Origin of the sequence: Thermopetrobacter sp. TC1, assembly GCF_000746275.1 — a bacterium.
In the GTDB taxonomy this organism is placed as follows: domain Bacteria; phylum Pseudomonadota; class Alphaproteobacteria; order Rhizobiales; family Aestuariivirgaceae; genus Thermopetrobacter.
Genome location: NZ_KN050828.1, coordinates 404345 through 424857, shown reverse-complemented (window position 1 = coordinate 424857; position 20513 = coordinate 404345). Strand labels below are relative to the sequence as shown.

The window sequence follows — 20513 nt, the reverse complement described above, 5'->3', positions numbered from 1 at the left end:
GCAGGACCAAGAAGGTTTCGGCGCCTTGAAGGGATTATCAATCGGGCGGAATATTCCCTTGCACATTCACGCGGTGCGCCATACTGAGGCTTCAAACTGCCGCGCGGCAGTGGCATATTGCCGGACATGGACAGGAAAATGCAAACGCATGCGCACCCGGCCGAAGAGACGCATGCATCCGATGCCGCATCGGCGCCCGCCGCTGCCGCAGCGGAACAGGAAGAAGGCCGCCCCGTCAAGCCCGGAGATCACGTCTGGCTGGTGGACGGATCCGGGTTCATTTTCCGCGCCTATCACGCCCTGCCGCCGCTGACCCGCAAGTCCGACGGTCTGCCCGTGGGGGCGGTGCATGGCTTTGCCGCCATGCTGCACAAGTTGCTCATGTCGATGAACGCCGGCAAGAAGCCGACGCATCTTGCCGTCATTTTCGATGCCGGGCGCGAGACCTTCCGCAATGAGATCTATCCGGAATACAAGGCCAACCGCCCCGAGCCGCCGGAGGATCTGGTCCCGCAGTTCGAGCTCATCCGCAAGGTCACGGAGGCCTTCGGCGTGCCAGCCGTGGAGCAGGAGGGGTTTGAGGCCGATGATCTCATCGCCACCTACGCCCGTCAGGCGCGCGAGGCCGGGGCCACGGTGCACATCGTCTCGTCCGACAAGGATCTCATGCAGCTGGTCCGCGATGGCGTCACCCTCTATGACGCCATGAAGGACCGCGAGATCGGCCCGGATGAGGTGATGAAACGCTTCGGCGTGCCGCCGGAGAAGGTGCCGGATGTGCAGGCGCTCGCCGGTGATTCCACCGACAACATCCCCGGTGTGCCCGGCATCGGGGTGAAGACCGCCGCCCAGCTCATCAACGAATACGGCAGCCTGGAAAACCTTCTTGAACACGCCGGCGAGATCAGGCAGCCCAAGCGGCGCGAACGCCTGATTGAACATGCCGAGGATGCGCGCCTGTCCAAGAAACTGGTCACGCTGGATGATCACGTGCCCGTTGCCGTGCCGCTTTCCGCCTTCGCGGTGAAAAAGCCGGATCCGGAAAAGCTCATCGGCTTTCTGAAAGGGCTGGAGTTCACCACGCTCACCTCACGCATCGCCCGCGATCTTGGCGTGGATGCCGCCAAGATCCCGGCACAGGAGGTGACGGTCTCCTCCTGGCAGCCGCCGAAGGAGGAAGAGCCGGAAGAGGAGGCGGAAGAAACCCGTCAGTTCAGCCCCTTGCACGTGGCGCTTGAGAGGGCGCGCGTGCCCTTCACCCATGAGGGCTATGAATTGATCACCGATCTGGAGACACTGCGCGCCTGGCTGCATGAGGCGCGCGCCCAGGGCTATTTCGCCTTCGACATCGAGACCACCAGCCTCGATGCCATGCAGGCCGACATCGTGGGCTTTGCCCTCGCCCTGGCGCCGGATCGCGCGGCCTACGTGCCGGTGGGGCATGTGAAAGCGGGCGGCGGTCTGGATCTGGAAGGGGGCGGCAGCGATATGGCCCAGCTTGATCTGGACACGGCCCTTGCCGAGCTAAAGCCTCTTCTTGAGGATCCCGCCGTGCTCAAGCTGGCGCAGAACGTCAAGTATGACGATCTTGTGCTGTCCCGCCATGGCATCCGCATCCGCCCCTTCGACGACACCATGCTCATCTCCTACGTGCTTGATGCAGGGCGCTGGAGCCATGGTATGGACGAGCTGGCCAAGCGCCATCTCGATCACATCCCCATCTCCTTCAAGGACGTGGCCGGTCGCGGCAAGAAGGCGGTGACCTTTGACAAGGTCGATCCCCGCCGTGCCTGCGAATACGCGGGCGAGGATGCCGACATCACCCTGCGCCTGTGGCTGATCCTCAAGGCGCGCCTGTGGCAGGAATGCAAGTGCACCGTTTATGAGACCCTGGAAAGGCCGCTGGCGCCGGTGCTGGTGGACATGGAGCGCGCAGGCGTGCTCGTGGACAGGGCGGCGCTGGCGCGGCTTTCGAAGGAATTCACCGAAAAGATCCACGAGCTGGAAAGAGAGATCTACGATCTCGCCGGCATGGAGTTCAATGTGGGCTCCACGCGGCAGCTGGCCGAGGTGCTGTTTGACCGTCTGGGCCTGAAATCGGAGAAAAAGACCGCCCGCGGCGCCCGCAGCACCGACAATGAGGTTCTGGAAGAGCTGGCAGCCAATGGTGTGGAGATTGCTGCCAAGGTTCTGCAGTGGCGCCAGCTGACCAAGCTGCGCTCCACCTATACCGAGGCGCTTGTGAAGCATATCAACCCGCAGACGGGGCGGGTGCACACCTCCTTTTCCATGGCCGCTACCAACACCGGGCGCCTGGCCTCCACCGATCCCAACCTTCAGAACATCCCCGTGCGCACACCGGAAGGGCGCAAGATCCGCGCCGCCTTCATCGCGCCAGAAGGCGCACGGCTCATCTCCGCCGACTATTCACAGATCGAGCTGCGCGTGCTGGCGCATGTCGCCGATGTCAAGCGCCTGCAGCAGGCCTTCCGCGAGGGCCTGGACATTCATACCATGACTGCCTCGGAGATGTTTGGCGTGCCGATTGAGGGCATGGATCCGCTCATCCGCCGCAAGGCCAAGGCCATCAATTTCGGCATCATCTATGGCATCTCCGCCCATGGGCTGTCTCGCCAGCTTGGCATTCCCAAGGAAGAGGCGGCGGACTACATCAAGACCTATTTTGAGCGCTTCCCTGAAATCCGCGATTACATGGACCGCACCAAGGCCTTTGTGCGTGAACACGGCTATGTCGAGACCATCTTCGGCCGCCGTGTGCATTTCCCCAACATTCATGCCAAGAACCCCACCATCCGCGCCTTCAACGAGCGCGCCGCCATCAACGCGCCCATTCAGGGATCCGCGGCCGATATCATCCGCCGCGCCATGATCCGCATGCCCGAAGCGCTAAAAGAACAGGGCCTTAACGCCAAAATGCTCCTGCAGGTGCATGACGAGCTGGTCTTTGAGGTGCCCGAGAAGGAAGTGGAGCGCACCATGGAGACGGTGGTGCGCGTCATGGAGCATGCGCCGGAGCCGGCGGTGCACATGAAAGTCCCGCTGAAGGTGGATGCCCGCGCCGCCAGCAACTGGGAGGAGGCGCACTAACCAGGGCGCTTATCCCCCTCCCTTATATCAGGCCGATGCGCAGCACCGTCTGATCGCGCATGGAGGGGCTGCGGGTTTGACCCAGGCCCGCAAGGCGGTGAATGGGGCAGCTTTCAGCTACTCGCCGGCCTCCTGTTCGGCCAGCCAGTGCTCGGCCTCCAGTGCCGCCATGCAGCCCATGCCGGCGGCGGTCACCGCCTGACGATATTTCTCATCGGCCACGTCACCGGCGGCGAACACGCCATCCACCGAGGTCTTCGTGCTCCAGCAGGCGATCTTGATATAGCCGCGTTCGTTCATCTCCACCTGCCCCTTGAACACCTCTGTTGCCGGTGCATGACCAATGGCGATGAAGATGCCGTCCACGGCGATCTCGGTGATCTCGCCGGTTTTCACGTTCTTCAGCCTCGCGCCGGTCACCGCCTTCGGCATCTCCGTGCCCAGCACCTCTTCCAGCACGGTATCCCACATCACCTTGATCTTGGGGTTTTCAAACAGGCGCTTCTGCAAGACCTTCTCCGCCCTGAGCTCATCGCGCCGGTGCACGAGGATCACCTCGGAGGCGAAGTTTGTGAGAAACAGCGCCTCCTCCACCGCCGTATTGCCGCCGCCCACCACGATCACCTTCTTGTCGCGATAGAAGAAGCCATCACACGTGGCGCAGGCGGAAACGCCGAAGCCCTTGAAATTCTCTTCCGACGGCAGCCCCAGCCATTTCGCCTGTGCGCCGGTGGCGATGATGACGGCATCGGCGGTGTATTCCGTGCCGGAATCGCCCTTCATGCGGAAGGGGCGCTGAGAGAAATCCACCTCGGTGATGAGATCGGAGACGATCTCGGTGCCCACGTTCTCCGCCTGCTGGCGCATGGCCTCCATCAGTTCCGGGCCCTGCACCGGCTCGGCAAAGCCGGGATAGTTCTCCACCTCCGTGGTGATGGTCAGCTGCCCGCCCGGCTGCATGCCCGTGATCAGAAGCGGCTTGAGCATGGCGCGCGCCGCATAGATGCTGGCGGTATAACCGGCCGGTCCGGAACCAATGATGATGAGCTTGGCGTGACGGCTGGACATGGGACGTTCTCCATTACGCTGGCGATGAGGATGAGTCTTTTGGCGCCTTTTGCCCTATGCTTGCGGCGCCTTCTTCGCCGCAAGAGCTATTCGCCCGGGATCGAGAATGCAAGAGGCCCTGCGCCAGACGGTCGCAGGGCCGCAATGCGTTGTGCCTTAACTTCCCGCTTTATCAGTAGATGGAGAAGGGGAAGTATTTCTTGTTGATCTTGGCATAGGTGCCGTCGGCCAGGATCTCCTTCAAGGCCTTGTTCAGCATCTGCTTCAGATCCTGATCCTCCTTGCGCACGGCAATGCCGGCGCCAATGCCGAACCATTTGGGATCCTTGATGTCGGGGCCGATGAACTTGCAGCACTGGCCGTCCTTGGTCTTCAGCCACTCAAACAGAACAAGCTTGTCGGCCAGCGCCGCATCGAGACGGCCGGCGGCGAGATCGGCGTTCACCTCATCCTGCGTCTTGTAGAGCTTGATGGTGGAGTCCTTGTAATTGTCCTCCAGATAGTTGGCATGAATGGTGGAGGACTGCGCGCCGATCACCTTGCCCTTCATGCCCTTGGGCGAAACGTCGGTGATGTCGGTGTTCTTGGGCGCAACGAAGATCGCCGGCGAACGATAGTAGGGATCGGTGAAATCCACCTTCTTCTTGCGCTCCTCGGTGATCGACATCGAAGCGACGATGGCATCATATTTCTTGGCCAGAAGCCCCGGAATGATGCCATCCCAGTCCTGCGCGACGAAGACGCACTTCACCTTCATCTTGTCGCACAGGGCCTTGGCGATATCGATGTCGAACCCCTGCAGCTTGCCCGAGGAATCGAAGTAGTTGAACGGCGGGTAGGCGCCCTCGGTGCCGATGCGCACCACTTTCCATTCCTTCGCCAGCGCGGCACCGGCCATGACCCCCAGGGCCACGAGGCTGACGGCGAGAGTGCGAAGTTTTTTCATGGAATTCCTCCCTCCTTGTCGAAATCGACTTTGCCCGGAGCCAAACCGAACCATTCAGTGCACGGATATGCGTGATGGCGGCGGGCCCGAGCCCGAATACGCCAGGTTCCGCCCCTCAATCAGAAAAGGGCGGAAGGGCATGGAGCGCACTACAGCATGAAAACCTGCGCTTGAAAATCCCCGAAAGGGCAAGGCAGGTCATGCCATAAACGACCAATGACGGCTTGCCCCGCGCCCGCGGACATGCACAATGCCCTCAAGGAAAATCTGGGCGAAAACGGGGCCATCCGTTCCACGGCGGCCATTTCGCCCGTGACGCCGAGAAGGGGAGGAGAGATGTCTGAGTCCGTGAAGTATCTGCTCGATGAAAGCCGTATTCCGAAATTCTGGTACAACATCCAAGCCGACCTGCCTGAGCCGCTGGCCCCGCCGCTCAATCCGCAAACGGGCGAGCCCGTCGGGCCGGAGGCCCTGGCGCCCATTTTTCCCATGGCTCTCATCCAGCAGGAGGTGACCACAGAGCGCGAAGTGGAGATTCCGGAGCCGGTGCGCGATGCCTATCGTCTCTGGCGGCCCTCGCCGCTGTTCCGCGCGCGCAGGCTGGAGAAGGCGCTCGATACACCAGCTCATATCTATTACAAATATGAAGGTGTGTCTCCCGCCGGCTCCCACAAGCCCAACACCGCCGTGCCCCAGGCCTTCTACAATCGCGAAGAGGGGGTGAAGAAACTCTCCACCGAAACCGGCGCCGGGCAATGGGGCTCTTCGCTCGCTTTCGCCGGTGCGCTATTTGGTCTTGAAGTGCTCGTCTTCATGGTGAAGGTCTCCTATCACCAGAAGCCCTATCGCCGCACGCTGATGGAGACCTATGGCGCCAGGTGCCTGGCCTCGCCCACGGACCTGACCGAAGCGGGGCGTGCCGTGCTCGCCGAGGATCCCGACAGCCCGGGCTCCCTTGGCATCGCCATTTCCGAGGCGGTGGAGATCGCCGCGAAGAACGACGATACCAAATACGCTTTGGGCAGCGTGCTCAATCACGTGCTCCTGCACCAGACAGTGATCGGTCAGGAGGCCATGGCCCAGATGGAAATGGCCGGGGAATATCCCGATGTCGTCATCGGTTGCGCCGGCGGCGGCTCCAATTTCGCCGGCCTTGCCTTCCCCTTTATCGGCGCAGGCTTGCGTGGCGATGCGCCCAAGGTGCGGGCCGTGGCCGTGGAACCGGCCGCCTGCCCCACCATGACCCGCGGCAAGTATGCCTATGATTTCGGCGACACTCAGAAGCTCACACCATTGATGAAGATGCACACCCTCGGCCATTCCTTCATGCCGCCGGGCTTTCATGCCGGTGGTCTGCGGTATCACGGCATGGCGCCGCTGGTTTCCCATCTCGTCGAGCTCGGAGAGGTCACACCCATCGCCGTGCATCAGAACCCCAGCTTCGAGGCCGGTGTGCTCTTTGCGCGGGCGGAAGGTATCGTGCCGGCGCCGGAGAGCACCCATGCGGTGCGCGCCGCCATCGACGAGGCGCTCGATGCCAGGGAGAAGGGCGAGAAGCGCGTCATTCTCTTCAACCTCTCTGGCCACGGCTTCCTCGATCTTTCCGCTTATGAGGACTATCTCGCCGGTCGCCTCGAGGATCGCGACTACGACGAAGAGGCCCTAAACGAGGCCCTGGCCGAATTGCCGCAGGTCGGCTGAAGAAAACGCAGTCATTTCGCATTGCATGTTGGCGCTTTGCCCGGGCCGCCTTACGATCTGAGCAAACAGCGAAAGCGGCCCGGGCATCCTGACGCCCTGGCGCCCTAAAGGAAAGAATCGCGCATCGCTCATGTCCGATCAGCCCATTCGCATCAGCTATGTGTTTGACGAGGATGTTTTCCTGCAGGCGCACCGTGCCCTGTGGGAAAAGCGCCGGCAGGAGCCGCGAAGCCGCCTGTTCGGTCTGTTGTGGGCGGCGGGCCTGCCACTGTCCACCTGGCTGATGCTGCAATACGGCATGGTCTTTACCTTCCTTGCCGTCGTTGGCGGCAATCTCGTCTACTGGATCTTCGACTGGCCGATCACCCGCACCATCCTGCGCCGGCGTTTCCCGAACATGCCCGGCGCCAACACCCGCTTCACCTGGGAGATTTCCGAGGAAGGGCTGAGAGTGAAGGGGGCGAATGGGGAAGGTGGCCTCATCCGCTGGCAGGATGTGCGCGCCCTGCAAGAGGAGCGCGATGGGTTTCTTCTGGCGCAGGATTACAACGTCAATCAGTGGCTGCCAAAAGCGGCCTTCCGCTCCGAGGAAGACGTGCAGGCTTTCCGGGCCCTGATCGCCAGAAAAGTGAAGACGGAATCCGCATCCGCAAAAGCCTGACTTTGCGTGTGTGTGCTGGCTTGTTACGCGGAATGTCAGGCTGAACGTTTGGGCAGGCGGCGCATGTCCTGCGCCAGAAGTTGCGCGCCTTCATGGGTGAGGAACGACAGGAAGGTGCGGGCAACAAGAGAAAGGCGCCGCCCTTTCAGATGCACGGCGTACCATTTGCGCCGCAGCGGGAAGTGTTCCACATCAAGAACGATGATATCGCCGCTGGCCAGCTCGCGCTGAATATTGTGCAGCGGCAGAACGGAGACGCCAAGCCCCGCCAGCACCGCCTGCTTGATGGCTTCCGATGATCCCAGCTCCATGGTCGGCCGCACGGTCAGCCCGTGTTCGGCGAAGAGATTGTCCACCGCCGTGCGCGTTCCCGAGCCCGGTTCACGCACGAGAAAGCGCGCCTCAGCGATGCGCGCCAGCGGGATTTCCCTGGCATCGCGCAAGGGATGATCCGGCGGCGCCACTACGACGAGCTCGTTTTCCAGGAAGGCATGCGCCTCCACCTCCAGCCCAGCCGGCACACGGCCCATGACGATGAGATCCTCCGCGCCGCTGTGCAGAAGCTCGATCACCCGTGCGCGATTGGTAATGGCCAGATGCGGCTCCACATCCGGATGCACGGCGAGAAACTCTCCTAAAAGCCGCGGCAGGAAATATTTCGCCGTCGTCACTGCCGCGATGCGCAAATTACCGCGCACCTCGCCGCTTAAGGCCTGACAGTCCTCCTCCAGCTGTTCCAGCCGGTCGAAAATGTCATCGGCGGCCGCAAGCAGCTTTTCGCCCTCCGGCGTCAGCACTAAAGACCGCCCCCGGGTCTCGAACAGATTCGCGCCAAGGGCTTCTGCCAGCTTGCGCACCTGCATGGACACGGTGGGCTGGGTGAGATGCAGCGCTTCCGCCGCCGCCGTGAACCCGCCAAGGCGGGCAACGGCGGAGAAGATTTCCAGCTGCCTCAAGGTGATGCGCCGGGCGAGCGGCGACAGCCTGCGCATAGATGAATTCCTATGAATTGCATCGAAACAATCGATTTTTCTTATAACTCTTTTTGTGCTTGAAAACCAGCATCCCAGGGCGCCCGGCATGGGCGTTCAAGGCGGAGACGCCCTTCAATTGCGTGCCCCTCGCAATGCCGCGTCTCCGGCAACGGCAGAGGCGTCGAATGCGGCGCTGAAAGGACAGTCACTCGGGAGGGACCAGAAAATGGCCATTGACCAGTCGAATCGCTATGCGGACTTGAGCCTCAAGGAGGAGGATCTGATCGAGGGCGGCCGTCATGTGCTTGCCGCCTACAGGATGAAGCCCATGCCGGGCTATGACTATCTCGCCACTGCCGCGCACGTGGCCGCCGAGTCCTCCACCGGCACCAACGTGGAGGTGGTGACCACCGACGATTTCACCCGCTCCGTGGACGCCCTCGTCTATGAGATCGACGAGGAAAAGGAGCTGATGAAGATCGCCTATCCCATCGAGCTGTTCGACCGCAACGTCAAGGACGGCCGTGCCATGGTCGTCTCCATGATGACGCTGATGGTCGGCAACAACCAGGGCATGGGCGACGTTGAATACCTCAAGCTTCTGGACTTCTACGTGCCGCATGCGCTGATGAAGCTTTTCGACGGCCCATCCAAGAACATCGTCGACATGTGGCGCGTGCTCGGCCGCGATCTGGACAACGGCGGCATGGTGGTGGGCACCATCATCAAGCCGAAGCTGGGCCTGCGGCCGAAGCCCTTCGCCGACGCCTGCTATCAATTCTGGCTCGGTGGCGACTTCATCAAGAACGACGAGCCGCAGGGCAACCAGGTGTTCGCGCCGCTGAAGGAGATCATTCCGCTCATTGCCGATGCCATGCGCCGCGCTCAGGACGAGACCGGCCAGGCCAAGCTCTTCTCCGCCAACATCACCGCCGATGATCCTTTCGAGATGATCCGCCGCGGCGAGTTCATCCTCGAGGCCTTCGGCGAGAACGCCGATCACGTCGCCTTCCTGGTGGACGGCTTCGTCGGCGGCCCGACGGCCGTGACCCTGGCGCGCCGCTACTTCCCCAACCAGTTCCTGCACTATCACCGCGCCGGTCACGGCATGGTCACCTCCGAGCGCTCCAACCGCGGCTATTCCATGCTCTGCCACATGAAGTGGGCCCGCATGCTGGGCGCGTCCGGCATCCACACCGGCACCATGGGCTTCGGCAAGATGGAGGGCAAGCCGGAGGACAAGAAGGTGGCCTACATGCTCACCGAGGACGAGGCCGACGGCATCTTCTTCCGTCAGCCCTGGTGGAAGATGAAGGCCACCACCCCGATTATCTCCGGCGGCATGAACGCCCTGCGTCTGCCCGGCTTCTTCGAGAACCTTGGCCATGCCAACATCATCCAGACCTCCGGCGGCGGCGCCCTTGGCCACAAGGACGGCATTGTTGCCGGCGCCAAGTCGCTGCGTCAGGCTTATGAGGCCTGGAGCAAGGGCGTGGACCTTGTGGAGTACGCCAAGGATCATCCGGAACTGGCGGGTGCCTTCGAGAGCTTCCCGCACGACGCCGACCGGCTGTATCCGGGCTGGCGTGAGAAGCTGGGCAAGCACGCCTGATCCCCATGAAGGCCGGGATGGCGGCTTCTTCCGGCTCTTGCTCTTGCCCGGCAGGAAGCCGCCGCCCGCTAAGAGGTTTGAAGTGGCGTTTCATCGGGCGCCTTGGACAAGGGGGAGATGCAAGGGGGCAGGAAAGGCATCTCCCCCTTTCCGCTTCATGAAGATGCGATTGAGAAGCAGGTGCAAAAATGGCCGACGATGCGCACATCGACATCTCGCAATACATGATCGAGGAAGAGCCCTTCTATCAGCCCACGGGGGATGAAGTGGCGCTTTACGAGGCGGCCTATGCCCGGCGTCTGCCGGTGATGCTGAAGGGGCCGACGGGCTGCGGCAAGTCGCGCTTTGTGGAATACATGGCGTGGAAGCTGAAAAAGCCACTCATCACCGTGGCCTGCAACGAGGACATGACTGCCGCCGACCTGGTGGGCCGCTTTCTGCTCGATGCCGAAGGCACGCGCTGGGCCGACGGCCCGCTCACCATCGCCGCGCGCATCGGCGCCATCTGCTATCTCGATGAGGTGGTGGAGGCGCGGCAGGATACCACTGTGGTCATCCATCCGCTCACCGATCATCGCCGCACTCTGCCGCTGGACAAGAAGGGCGAGCTGGTGAAGGCGCATCCGGACTTTCAGCTGGTCATCTCCTACAACCCCGGCTACCAGAGCCTGATGAAGGACCTGAAACAGTCCACCAAGCAGCGCTTCACTGCGCTCGATTTCGATTATCCGGAGCCTGAGGTGGAAACCGGCATTGTGGCGCGCGAAGCCGGCATCGATACCGAAACGGCGGCCAAACTGGTGGAGCTGGCCGGACGCGCCCGCGCGCTGAAAGGCCATGGTCTGGACGAGGGCATTTCCACCCGTCTCATCGTCTATGCCGCCCAGCTCATCGCCACGGGCGTGGAGCCGAAGGCCGCCGCCGCCATGGCCATGGTGAGGCCCATCACCGACGATGCCGACATTCGCGACACCCTGATGCATGCCATCGACATGGTCCTGGGCTGATCGGCCATGACACTGCGCGAGGAAGATATTGCCGCCTGGCGCGCGCGGCTGAAGTGTTCGGTCTCGAAGATCGACGACATTTTCGCCGATGCGCTCGCTGATGCCATGAGCGCCATGAGCAACGACGGCGTGGCCAAGTGGCTTGAAGGCGCGGACATTGTCTGCGCCCTTGGCCGCGGGCGCGACTTGCCGGTGATCTTCCTGGAGGAGATGCCGGAAGTGGCGCGGCATTGCGGCGAGGGTGTCGTTCTCGCCGCCGCTGATACTGCCCGTTCGCTGTCCATGCTCACTGCGCCGAAGGCCATCGCGCCGTTTCTGCAGAACCTGCCCTTCGTTGCCCGCCGCCTGCGGGATGCCGAGCTGTTGCGCGACTGGATGCGCATCCTTCTGCACACGGCCAAGGTGGCCAGGGAGGCGGCGGAGCCGCTGGCCCGTTCCGCGCCGCAGCTGTTTGCGCAGGTCTCCATTGCCGGAGTGAAGAACTGGGTGGAATACGGCATCCGCGTCTATGCCTCACAGCCCTGGCGTTTGCCGGACTATTTCGGCCTGCAAACGGCCGATGCCCATGCGGCGCTTCAGCGCGAGCGTTCCGGCACGCTCTATATCGACAATGAACGCCGCCTGCGCCTTTACTTGCGCAGCTTCTGGGGGCTTGATGCCGATTTCCGCCCCTATTCGGAAATCTTCGACACCACGCGTAAGCCGCGCCCTTATCTCGATCGCCTGGGGTTTCACATCCCCGATGTGTATGAAGATGCGTTCGGGGTCTCCGGCATCGACCGTTATCGGGCCGCCATCGCCCACATGGCGGCGCACGCCTTGTGGACACGCCCGTTCCTGGCCGACAATTTCAGCCCCTTTCAGCACCTGGCCATTGAGATCTTCGAGGATGCGCGCGTGGAGTGGCTGGCCATGGCCCGCTATCCGGGCCTGCGCGCTTTATGGAAGAAGATGCACCCGCGCCCGGAGCCGGACGCCTGCCCTGAGGGCTATTCCTGCATCCGCCACAAGCTGGCCATGCTCTCCTATGCCCTGCTGGATCCTGAGCATGGCTATGACGATCCGATGATTGCGCGCTATACGGCGCTGTTCGCCGAGCGCATGGCGGCGGATCCGCATGACACCAAGATCGCGCCGGAGCTGGGCGTGAAATGGCTCACAGAGAATTACACCCACGATTTCCGCTCGCCGAACATCTGGTTTCAGGACACCGAGGTGCCCTACCGCGATGACAATCGCTATCTCTGGATCTTTCTGGAGGACACTGACGACGAGGATGATTTCCATTCCGATCATGGCGCCCGCGATCACATAAAAGGGCCCGCCGCGCCCGATGACGGCATTCCGCCGCGGCATTATCCGGAATGGGACTATACGGCACAGACCTACCGCCCCGACTGGGTGACGGTGTTCGAGCGCATCCAGCCCGCCGGCGATGCCGCCCATATCGATGAGCTTCTTAAAAAACACGAGTTACTCGCCCGCCGCCTGAAAAAGGTGGTGGATCTGCTCAAGCCACAGCTGCGCCGCCGCATCCGCTATCAGGAGATGGGCGATGAGCTGGATGTGGACATGGCCGTGCGCGCTGCCATAGATCTGCGCATGAATGTTGCGCCCGATCCGCGTGTGTTTCAGTCATACGAGCAACACGGGCGCGACATCGCCATGCTGCTGCTGATCGACCTCTCCGAATCGGTGAAGGAGAAGATCCCGGGCGGTGATGTCACCCTGCTGCAGCTGGCGCAGGAATCCACCGCCCTGCTCTCGGAGGCGGTGCAGGCGCTGGGCGATCCCTTCGCCATTGCCGGCTTTCATTCCAACACCCGCTTTGAGGTGCGCTATACTCACGTCAAGGGCTTTGCCGAACCCTGGGGCGAGGAGGCGAAGGCGCGTCTGGCGGCCATGGAGGCGGGGCTGTCCACCCGCATGGGGGCGGCGCTGCGCTGTGCGGGAGATCAGTTGCGCAACCGCCGCGAGGAAAAGCGCATCCTCATGGTTCTCACCGACGGTGCGCCGCACGATATCGACGTGGCCGATCCGCAATACCTGCGCGAGGATGCGCGCAAGGCGGTCATCGAATTGCAGGCGGACGGCATTTCGCCCTTCTGCATCTCGCTCGATCCCAAGGCCGATGAATACGTCACCGACATTTTCGGCCAGACGGGCTATACCGTCATCGACCATATCGAGCGCCTGCCCGAACGCCTGCCCACGCTCTTCCTGAACCTCACAAAATGATGCACCCGGCCTTCTGCGGCCGGGCGCGTTGCACGTGTTCTCCTGCGTTGATCAGGCCCGCCATCAGCCGCGGCGATGGGGATGGATACGGATTTCCACCCGGCGGTTGCGCGCGCGGCCCTCTTCGGTGGCGTTGGAGGCGATCGGCATGCTCTCGCCCATGCCCTGAGCGCGGATGCGGGCGGGATTGACACCCTGCGCCTGCAGATAGCGGGCCACGGCCAGTGCCCGCCGCTCGGAGAGACGCTGGTTGTAGGCGGCCGATCCGGTGGAGTCGGTGTGACCGGTCACGATGACATCGGTTTCGGGAAAGCCGTTCAGCACCGTGGCCACGGCGTTCAGGGTCCGGTAGAAACGAGGCTTGATGCTGGCCCTGTCCACATCGAAGGTGATGTCGGAAGGCATGACCAGCCGGATATCATCACCCTCGCGCACGATGCGCACGCCGGTGCCCGCCAGCTTCTTGCGCAGCAGGGCCTCCTGCCGGTCCATGTAGGCGCCGATACCCAGTCCGGCGATGCCGCCCACCGCCGCGCCGATCGCCGCGCCCTTGCCCGCATCGCCGGCAATGGCGCCGCCAATGGCCCCCACCGCCGCGCCGGCGGCAGCGCCGCCCAGTGCGCCAATGGCGGAATTGGCAACCTTCTCCTCGCCCGTGTAGGGATCCGTTGTGCATCCCGCCAGCAGCGCGGTGGCGAAAGCGGCGGGCAGGATGACGAAAGCGGCCTTGCGCATGAAAGTCTCCTCTTTCCGGCTCATGTTCCCGAATGTCGCAGCAGCACCTGATATGAATCATGCCTTATCATGAGCGCCCATCCTTGCCTTTTCCTGTGGCAGCATCATGGAAAGCTGAAGAAAGATTGGCGCCATTTCCTTCACTTTTTCTCAACCATGGTTCACATCGGGTTAATGCCACGCTGCGCAAAAACGACTCGACCTCATTATTAGCTCTGCTAATATGCCGCGCATGAAACTGCAGGCGTGGCTGAAAAAGAGCGGCATGACCCAGGCCGCGCTGGCCGGGCGACTGGGCGTCAGTCAGGGGCGCATCTCGCAGCTGATTGCGGGAGATGTGCCCTCTCTCGAACTGGCGCTGAAGATCGAGAGCCTCACCAAGGGGGCCGTCACCCCGGCCGATTTCGCCCCGGAAGGACTGACAGGCATGAATCCGAAACAGAACAGCGAACTTGATACCGTGGACGAGGCGGTGCAGGCCCTGCGTGAAGGGCAGATGGTGGTGGTCGTTGATGACGATGATCGCGAAAACGAAGGCGATCTCATCGCCGCTGCCAGCCTGATCACGCCGGAGCAGATGGCCTTCATGATCCGCCATACCTCCGGCATCATCTGTGCGCCCATGACCGAGGAAGATGCGCGCCGGCTGCATCTCGATCCCATGGTCGCCACCAATGACGCGCCACTATCCACCGCCTTCACCGTATCCGTGGACTATCGCAAGGGCCTGACCACGGGCATCTCCGCCGCGGAACGCACCAACACCGTGCGCGCGCTTGCCGATCCGGAATCCACGGCGGAGGATTTCGTCCGGCCCGGACACGTCTTTCCTCTGGTGGCGCGCAAGGGCGGCGTGCTCATCCGCTCCGGCCACACGGAGGCGGCGGTGGATCTCTGCCGGCTGGCCGACTTGCCGCCCGTGGGCGTCATCTCCGAGCTCGTCAACGATGACGGCACGGTAAAGCGCGGTGCGGAAGTGCTGGCCTTCGCCCGCGAACACGGGCTGAAGATCATCTCGGTGGCCGATCTCATTGCCTGGCGTCGCACGCGCGAGCGTCTGGTGGAGCGTCTGGAAAGCTTCGAGCTGGAAACACCCGCCGGGCCGGCCCGGGCCATCGCCTATGCCACGCCCTTCGATCCGGTGCAGCACCTGGCTCTCGTTGTGGGAGACAGGCCGGTAACGCCGGACGAAGCGGTTCTCGTGCGCCTGCATCGCGAGAATGTGCTGGAGGATGTCTTTGGCTCCCGCGATACGCTGGAGAAGGTCTTTGCCCGTTTCCGCAAGGAGGGCGGTGGCGTTCTTGTCTATCTTCGCGAAGGCGCAACCGGCGTTCCCGCCGCCCCGCTGGGCGGACAGGTTTCGGGCGAGGATACGGAAAGCGCCCGCGCCCGCGAGAAGGCCTGGCGCGATGTCGGCTTGGGCGCCCAGATCCTGCGTGATCTCGGTGCCAAGCGCATCCGCCTGCTCGCCTCGTCCGAACGGCATTACGTGGGCCTTTCCGGCTTCGGCATCGAGATCGTGGAAACCATCATGATGTGAGCGTCTCAAGCCCCGCTGCCGCTTCAGCAAATTTCTCATCGGCAGCGGGAAGCGGCATCGAAGGCAAACCTGCTCCGGCCTGTTTATATCACCGGCGGCTGGGCATAGCCGCGGGCGCGGTTGAGCGCTTCCACCAGCTCGGCGGCCGCTTCCGGAATGCGCGTGCCGGGCGGAAAGATGGCCACGGCTCCCGCTTTCTTCAGGGCCTCGAAATCCTGCGGCGGAATGACACCGCCCACCACGATGAGCACATCCTTTCGCCCGCGTTCATCCAGGGCCTTGCGCAGGGCGGGCACCAGCGTCAGATGCCCGGCCGCCAGGGTGGAGACACCAACGATATCCACATTCTCCTTCACCGCCAGATCCGCCACCTCTTCCGGCGTGGCAAACAGCGGCCCGGCGATGGCCTCAAAACCGAGATCCGACAGGGCGGAGGCCACCACCTTCTGCCCGCGGTCGTGCCCGTCCTGCCCCACCTTGGCCACGAGAATGCGCGGCGGCCGCCCTTCCCATTCGGCAAAGGCCCGCACCTTCTCCTGCGTGGCCAGCATCTCCGGCTGCTCACGCCCCGCTTCCTCGGCATAAATTCCGGTCAGCACCCTGATCGGCGGCTCATGCCGGCCCCAGACCTTTTCCAGCGCCTGGGTGATCTCGCCGACAGTGGCATGCGCGCGGGCAGCCTCAACCGCACCCTCCAGCAGGTTGCCCTCGCCCGTTTCCGCCATGCGCGTGAGCGCATGAAGCGCGGCATGCACCCTTTCCTCATCCCGTTCCGCCCGCAGTTTCTTCAGTTTCTCGATCTGGCGGGCGCGCACCGCGGCGTTGTCCACCTTGAGAATGTCGATCTCGGGCTCGCCTTCCACCTGATAGCGATTGACGCCGACAATGGTCTGCTGGCCGGTATCGATGCGGGCCTGGGTGCGGGCGGCGGCCTCCTCGATGCGCTGTTTGGGGATGCCCTCGGCGATGGCCCTGGCCATGCCGCCCATGGCCTCCACGTCCTCGATGTGCCGCAGCGCCCGCGCCGCCAGATCGGCCGTGAGCCGCTCGATGTAATAACTGCCGCCCCAGGGATCCGCCGGCTGCAGAACCCCCGCCTCTTCCTGCAGGAAGATCTGGGTATTGCGGGCGATGCGGGCGGAAAAGTCCGTGGGCAGGGCCAGCGCCTCGTCCAGCGCGTTGGTGTGCAGGGATTGCGTATGCCCATGCACGGCGGCCGTTGCCTCAAGCGCGGTGCGGATGACGTTGTTGAAGACATCGCGCGAGGTCAGCGACCAGCCCGAGGTCTGACAATGCGTGCGCAAGACAAGCGAGCGCTCCTTCTTCGGCGCGAAGTGCGTCTTCATCAGATAGGCCCACAACAGCCGCGCCGCCCTCAGCTTGGCGATCTCCATGGCCACGTTCATGCCAATGGCAAAGAAGAAGGAAAGCCGCGGCGCGAAACTGTCCACATCCAGCCCGGCATGGATGCCGGCACGCACGTATTCCAGCCCGTCAGCCAGCGTATAGGCCAGCTCCAGATCGGCCGTGGCGCCCGCCTCCTGCATGTGATAGCCGGAAATGGAAATGGAGTTGAACCGCGGCATCTCGCGCGCGGTGTAGGCGAAAATGTCGGAAATGATGCGCATGGAGGGTTCCGGCGGATAGATGAAGGTGTTGCGCACCATGAATTCCTTGAGAATGTCGTTCTGAATGGTGCCGGTGAGCGCATGATGCGGCACGCCCTGTTCCTCGGCGGCGACAATGTAAAGCGCCATCACCGGCAGCACCGCCCCGTTCATGGTCATGGACACACTCATCTTCTCCAGCGGAATGCCATCGAAGAGCGTGCGCATGTCCAGGATGGAATCGATGGCCACGCCCGCCATGCCCACGTCCGCCGCCACGCGCGGATCATCGGAATCGTAGCCGCGATGGGTGGGCAGATCGAAGGCGATGGACAGCCCCTTCTGCCCGGCGGCCAGATTGCGGCGGTAGAAGGCGTTGGATTCCTCGGCCGTGGAAAAGCCGGCATACTGCCGGATGGTCCATGGCCGGGTAACGTACATGGTGGGGTAGGGGCCGCGGTGCCACGGCGCCAGGCCGGGATAGCCGGGCAGCCAGGGCAGCCTTGCGCTGTCCGCTGCATCATAGCGCGCGCGGATGGCAATGCCCTCCGGTGTGTCCGTTGCGCCTTCGGGCCGGGCCTTTTCGCCTATTCCTTCCGGTAAGGCGAAGGGGACCCGGAAGAGATCGGAAAGTCTGCTCATGCCCGCACCTTTCTGCCTGCATCCGCATCCGGCACCGGTATGTTCAAGCGGCGGTGCACATCATTCAGGAAGGCAAGCACATCCATGCCTTCATGCAGTGCTTGCGCAATGCCCGCCTCCTGCCAGGCCGCATCGAGCGGCGGCCGCGCCACGATGAACACTGCATCCGCCCCCCGTTCTGTCAGAAGGCGCGCCAGGGCGGGCGCCTGCTCGGCATAGTCATCATCGCTTCCTGTCAGAACCACCAGAGGAGAAATGGCGGGGGCATAGTCTTCTGCCGGACCTTCCGCGCTGGCAATGCCGCCTGCGGCCAGCAGGTTGCGCGCCCAGGTGGACCGGGCCCCGTGCGCGGCGATGCGCCCGATCTGGGCGATATAGATGCGCGGGCGCTCGCCCGTTTCAGAAAAAGCGGCATCGGCGGCATCGCGCAGGGCCTCGAACGGCTCGGCTAGACGCCGGGGCTCAAGCGGCGTGAAGCGGCCCTCATCGGCCTCCTCGCCGGGCCTTTCCCTGTAAGAGGCCGCTTCGATATGGAGTGCGCCGCTTCCCTTTTGGAGAACGTCCGGCATGTGCTCATCCAGAAGCGGGTAGGTGCTCACCCCCGTAATCGGCATATCCCGGCGGGCGATCGCCCGGGCGCGCTTTTCGGCGATTTCGCCAATGCGCTTCTGAATGACCCCCGCATTGAGCGCGGCAAGAAAGCCACCATGACTTTCGATTTCGGTGAAGAAAGCCCAGGCCTTTTCTGCAAGCGCGTGGGTGGCTGTCTCCACCCAGGCGGATCCGCCTGCCGGATCCTGCACCCTGTCCAGCCCCGCTTCTTCCAGCGCGATGATCTGGGCATTGCGCGCCATGCGCCGGGCGAATTCATCCGCCAGCCCCAGCGCTGCCGTGAATGGCAGCAGGGTGATGGCATCCGCACCCGCCGTTCCGGCGGCGAAGGCGGCCGAAGTGATGCGCAGGAGATTCACCCAGGGGTCCCGCCGGGTCAGCATGCGCCAGGCGCTTTCCGCCTGCAACAACAGCGGCCGGAAGGGAACATCGAGCACTTCCGCCAGCCGGGCATGCAAAAGCCTTGCTGCCCGCAGCTTGGCCATGGTCAGGAACTGATCGGCATCGGCAATCAGCAGCCAGGAAATCAGGGGCAGCATGCGCGCGGGCGCAAGGCCGACTTTTTCTGCCAGGCGCAAGAGTTCCACGGTCATCGCCAGCGCCAGGCCCAGCTCCTGGGCCTCGCCACAGCCGGCGGCATGAAAGGCCCGCGTATCGGCAACGAAAAGGCATCCCGCCATGGGCTGCCCGGCCATGCGCTCAACAAACGCGTTAACGTTCCGCACAAGATCCGCCGTTTTAGGGCGCTGCCCCGCCAGCGCCGCCGGGCCGAAACAGTCCACGTTCAACAGTGCGCGCACAAGGCCAGGGTCGGCATGCACAGCTTCAATCCTGTCCAATGCCGCATGCGCGGCGGCAAAGCCGGCCGCACCTGCATCCAGCCGCAGGGGTGAGCGATCCACATCCCATTCGGCAAGAAGGGCTTCAAACCCCTCCTCTGTCAGGCCAAAGCCGAGCGAAAAGGGGCTTTCCGCCCGCACCAGAACCAGCCCGTCCGCGCCCATGCGCCGCTCAGTGCCGGCCTGGGTTCTGGCTGCGGTGATGTCGGGATGATCAATGCGCTGCATCACGGCCCAGCCCCGCCCCTTCACCAGCGGCCGCGGCCGTGGCATGCGCGGCAGGGGCGTTACGGCATCGGCGGCATAGACGGGCGCAATGGCAATCCCCTCCAGCGTGTGCCGCACCAGATTTTCGGGATCGCGCCCTTTCAGGCTTTCCCGGGCCTTTTCCTCCCATTCCTCGCGCGTCGCCGGCGGAAAGGGGAAATCCGCGATCAGGCGAGTGAGGAAATCCGCATCCGATGCCGTCATGTCCGTCCCCATTGCGGTTTTCGCCACAAAAAGGATAGTCGCTTGCGAAGGCGGGAGAAACCGGCCATTGGGCTTAAGCGAATTGGAGGTTCCGGCTTCTTTCCCTCTTTAAGCCCGGCAAATGCGCCCCTTTCCGGTGAACGATGGGCTCAACGCAAGAAAAAAAGAGCCCGCAAGGCCGTCCTTTCGGGCATGCGGGCTCTTCATCTGTGCTTTTAAGTGCAAGTTGGCTGCGCAAGACTGCGCGCATACACAAAGGCTCCCGGAGTTTCAGAGCAGCTGATCAAGCCCCGGCACGTTTTCCGCCACCTGCTTGATCACGGTATCCGCAACCTCCGTATCGGCCTTCTCGCGGGCGTAATTGAACACTTCCGTGCCCAGTTCCTTGATCTGATCCATATCGAGGCCGACGTTCTTCAGCGCGCCGAGTGCCCCCAGGGCCGAGCCCATGCCGCCGCCCAGCATGCCGCCGATCGCACCCATCAGGCCGCCGCCTTCTTCCGTGGCGTCGGCGTATTTCTCCGCCAGGTCGGACGCGCCCGGCAACTGCTCGAACAACTGGCTGACCGCGCCGTCATCGGCGTTCTGCTGCACCAAGGACATGATGATGCCCACGGCCTTCTCGGCCATCTCCTCGTCCAGCCCCAGGCGCGTGGCAATGGAAATGATGAGATCCTGCATCGTGATGTTACCCCCGTTGTTGATGAACGGTCTTTGCGCTTATGTTTCCGCACATCATGCGCGACGAATCA

General features: G+C 63.2%; 14 protein-coding genes. 7 read left to right on the top strand and 7 right to left on the bottom strand.

Features of this window, described 5'->3' with window-relative positions; translation table 11 throughout:
* Nucleotides 1–138: 138 nt before the first annotated feature.
* Entirely contained in the window at nt 139–3108 is a 2970-nt protein-coding gene (gene polA / locus EK16_RS05620) for a DNA polymerase I (protein WP_081910409.1), read from the top strand.
* Nucleotides 3109–3225: 117 nt separating this feature from the next.
* Here the strand turns inward: polA and trxB are convergent, their stop codons facing one another.
* Together trxB and EK16_RS05610 are read right to left on the bottom strand one after the other, a co-directional pair.
* Nucleotides 3226–4176, bottom strand: a complete 951-nt coding sequence (gene trxB, locus EK16_RS05615) for a thioredoxin-disulfide reductase (RefSeq protein ID WP_038035249.1) — start codon at nt 4174–4176, stop codon at nt 3226–3228.
* 172 nt (nt 4177–4348) lie between these two features.
* Entirely contained in the window at nt 4349–5122 is a 774-nt protein-coding gene (locus EK16_RS05610) for an ABC transporter substrate-binding protein (protein WP_038035247.1), read from the bottom strand.
* Nucleotides 5123–5458: 336 nt separating this feature from the next.
* On the opposite strand from EK16_RS05610, the gene EK16_RS05605 reads away from it, so the two are divergent.
* Together EK16_RS05605 and EK16_RS05600 are read left to right on the top strand one after the other, a co-directional pair.
* Nucleotides 5459–6823 carry a TrpB-like pyridoxal phosphate-dependent enzyme gene (locus tag EK16_RS05605; protein WP_038036008.1) on the top strand — a complete coding sequence of 455 codons (1365 nt, stop codon included), beginning with the start codon at nt 5459–5461 and terminating at the stop codon, nt 6821–6823.
* A 130-nt stretch (nt 6824–6953) separates the two neighbouring features.
* Nucleotides 6954–7484: a YcxB family protein gene (locus EK16_RS05600; RefSeq protein ID WP_038035246.1), complete on the top strand. Its 531-nt coding sequence runs from the start codon at nt 6954–6956 to the stop codon at nt 7482–7484.
* Nucleotides 7485–7519: 35 nt separating this feature from the next.
* Here the strand turns inward: EK16_RS05600 and EK16_RS05595 are convergent, their stop codons facing one another.
* Nucleotides 7520–8476 (bottom strand): LysR family transcriptional regulator, encoded by a 957-nt coding sequence (locus EK16_RS05595; RefSeq protein ID WP_038035243.1) that lies wholly within the window; start codon nt 8474–8476, stop codon nt 7520–7522.
* Nucleotides 8477–8690: 214 nt separating this feature from the next.
* Here EK16_RS05595 and EK16_RS05590 point away from each other — a divergent pair, with 214 nt between their 5' ends.
* The 3 genes from EK16_RS05590 (at nt 8691) to EK16_RS05580 (ending at nt 13315) form a co-directional block, all read left to right on the top strand.
* On the top strand, nt 8691–10070 hold the full coding sequence (locus EK16_RS05590; protein ID WP_038036007.1) for a ribulose-bisphosphate carboxylase: 1380 nt from the start codon (nt 8691–8693) through the stop codon (nt 10068–10070).
* A 188-nt stretch (nt 10071–10258) separates the two neighbouring features.
* Nucleotides 10259–11077, top strand: coding sequence for a CbbQ/NirQ/NorQ/GpvN family protein (locus EK16_RS05585; RefSeq protein WP_038035240.1), 819 nt, complete (start codon nt 10259–10261; stop codon nt 11075–11077).
* Nucleotides 11078–11083: 6 nt separating this feature from the next.
* Nucleotides 11084–13315, top strand: coding sequence for a nitric oxide reductase activation protein NorD (locus tag EK16_RS05580; RefSeq protein WP_038035237.1), 2232 nt, complete (start codon nt 11084–11086; stop codon nt 13313–13315).
* A 63-nt stretch (nt 13316–13378) separates the two neighbouring features.
* On the opposite strand, the gene EK16_RS05575 is transcribed toward EK16_RS05580, so the two are convergent.
* The gene (locus EK16_RS05575; protein WP_038036006.1) at nt 13379–14050 is read right to left on the bottom strand and encodes a YiaD family glycine zipper/OmpA-like lipoprotein; all 672 of its coding nucleotides are present in this window, start codon (nt 14048–14050) and stop codon (nt 13379–13381) included.
* Between the two features lie 232 nt (nt 14051–14282).
* Between EK16_RS05575 and ribB the strand changes: the two genes are divergently transcribed.
* Nucleotides 14283–15590, top strand: coding sequence for a 3,4-dihydroxy-2-butanone-4-phosphate synthase (gene ribB / locus EK16_RS05570; protein WP_038036005.1), 1308 nt, complete (start codon nt 14283–14285; stop codon nt 15588–15590).
* Between the two features lie 83 nt (nt 15591–15673).
* On the opposite strand, the gene scpA is transcribed toward ribB, so the two are convergent.
* The 3 genes from scpA to EK16_RS05555 all read right to left on the bottom strand — a co-directional run bounded on the left by scpA (nt 15674) and on the right by EK16_RS05555 (nt 20442).
* Complete coding sequence (gene scpA / locus EK16_RS05565; RefSeq protein WP_038035234.1) at nt 15674–17839, bottom strand: methylmalonyl-CoA mutase; 2166 nt, start codon at nt 17837–17839, stop codon at nt 15674–15676.
* Nucleotides 17836–19761 (bottom strand): methylmalonyl-CoA mutase family protein, encoded by a 1926-nt coding sequence (locus EK16_RS05560; protein ID WP_051928980.1) that lies wholly within the window; start codon nt 19759–19761, stop codon nt 17836–17838. The genes scpA and EK16_RS05560 overlap by 4 nt, the downstream gene beginning before the upstream one ends.
* 270 nt (nt 19762–20031) lie before the next feature.
* Nucleotides 20032–20442 (bottom strand): DUF2780 domain-containing protein, encoded by a 411-nt coding sequence (locus EK16_RS05555; RefSeq protein ID WP_038035230.1) that lies wholly within the window; start codon nt 20440–20442, stop codon nt 20032–20034.
* Between the last annotated feature and the right edge of the window lie 71 nt (nt 20443–20513).

What these genes read in the sequence shown, in the direction of transcription:
- polA (WP_081910409.1), top strand. Translation starts at nt 139, where the DNA reads ATGCAAACGCATGCGCACCCGGCCGAAGAGACGCATGCATCCGATGCC.
- trxB (WP_038035249.1), bottom strand. Translation starts at nt 4,176, where the DNA reads ATGTCCAGCCGTCACGCCAAGCTCATCATCATTGGTTCCGGACCGGCC.
- EK16_RS05610 (WP_038035247.1), bottom strand. Translation starts at nt 5,122, where the DNA reads ATGAAAAAACTTCGCACTCTCGCCGTCAGCCTCGTGGCCCTGGGGGTC.
- EK16_RS05605 (WP_038036008.1), top strand. Translation starts at nt 5,459, where the DNA reads ATGTCTGAGTCCGTGAAGTATCTGCTCGATGAAAGCCGTATTCCGAAA.
- EK16_RS05600 (WP_038035246.1), top strand. Translation starts at nt 6,954, where the DNA reads ATGTCCGATCAGCCCATTCGCATCAGCTATGTGTTTGACGAGGATGTT.
- EK16_RS05595 (WP_038035243.1), bottom strand. Translation starts at nt 8,476, where the DNA reads ATGCGCAGGCTGTCGCCGCTCGCCCGGCGCATCACCTTGAGGCAGCTG.
- EK16_RS05585 (WP_038035240.1), top strand. Translation starts at nt 10,259, where the DNA reads ATGGCCGACGATGCGCACATCGACATCTCGCAATACATGATCGAGGAA.
- EK16_RS05580 (WP_038035237.1), top strand. Translation starts at nt 11,084, where the DNA reads ATGACACTGCGCGAGGAAGATATTGCCGCCTGGCGCGCGCGGCTGAAG.
- EK16_RS05575 (WP_038036006.1), bottom strand. Translation starts at nt 14,050, where the DNA reads ATGCGCAAGGCCGCTTTCGTCATCCTGCCCGCCGCTTTCGCCACCGCG.
- ribB (WP_038036005.1), top strand. Translation starts at nt 14,283, where the DNA reads ATGAAACTGCAGGCGTGGCTGAAAAAGAGCGGCATGACCCAGGCCGCG.
- scpA (WP_038035234.1), bottom strand. Translation starts at nt 17,839, where the DNA reads ATGAGCAGACTTTCCGATCTCTTCCGGGTCCCCTTCGCCTTACCGGAA.
- EK16_RS05560 (WP_051928980.1), bottom strand. Translation starts at nt 19,761, where the DNA reads ATGACGGCATCGGATGCGGATTTCCTCACTCGCCTGATCGCGGATTTC.
- EK16_RS05555 (WP_038035230.1), bottom strand. Translation starts at nt 20,442, where the DNA reads ATGCAGGATCTCATCATTTCCATTGCCACGCGCCTGGGGCTGGACGAG.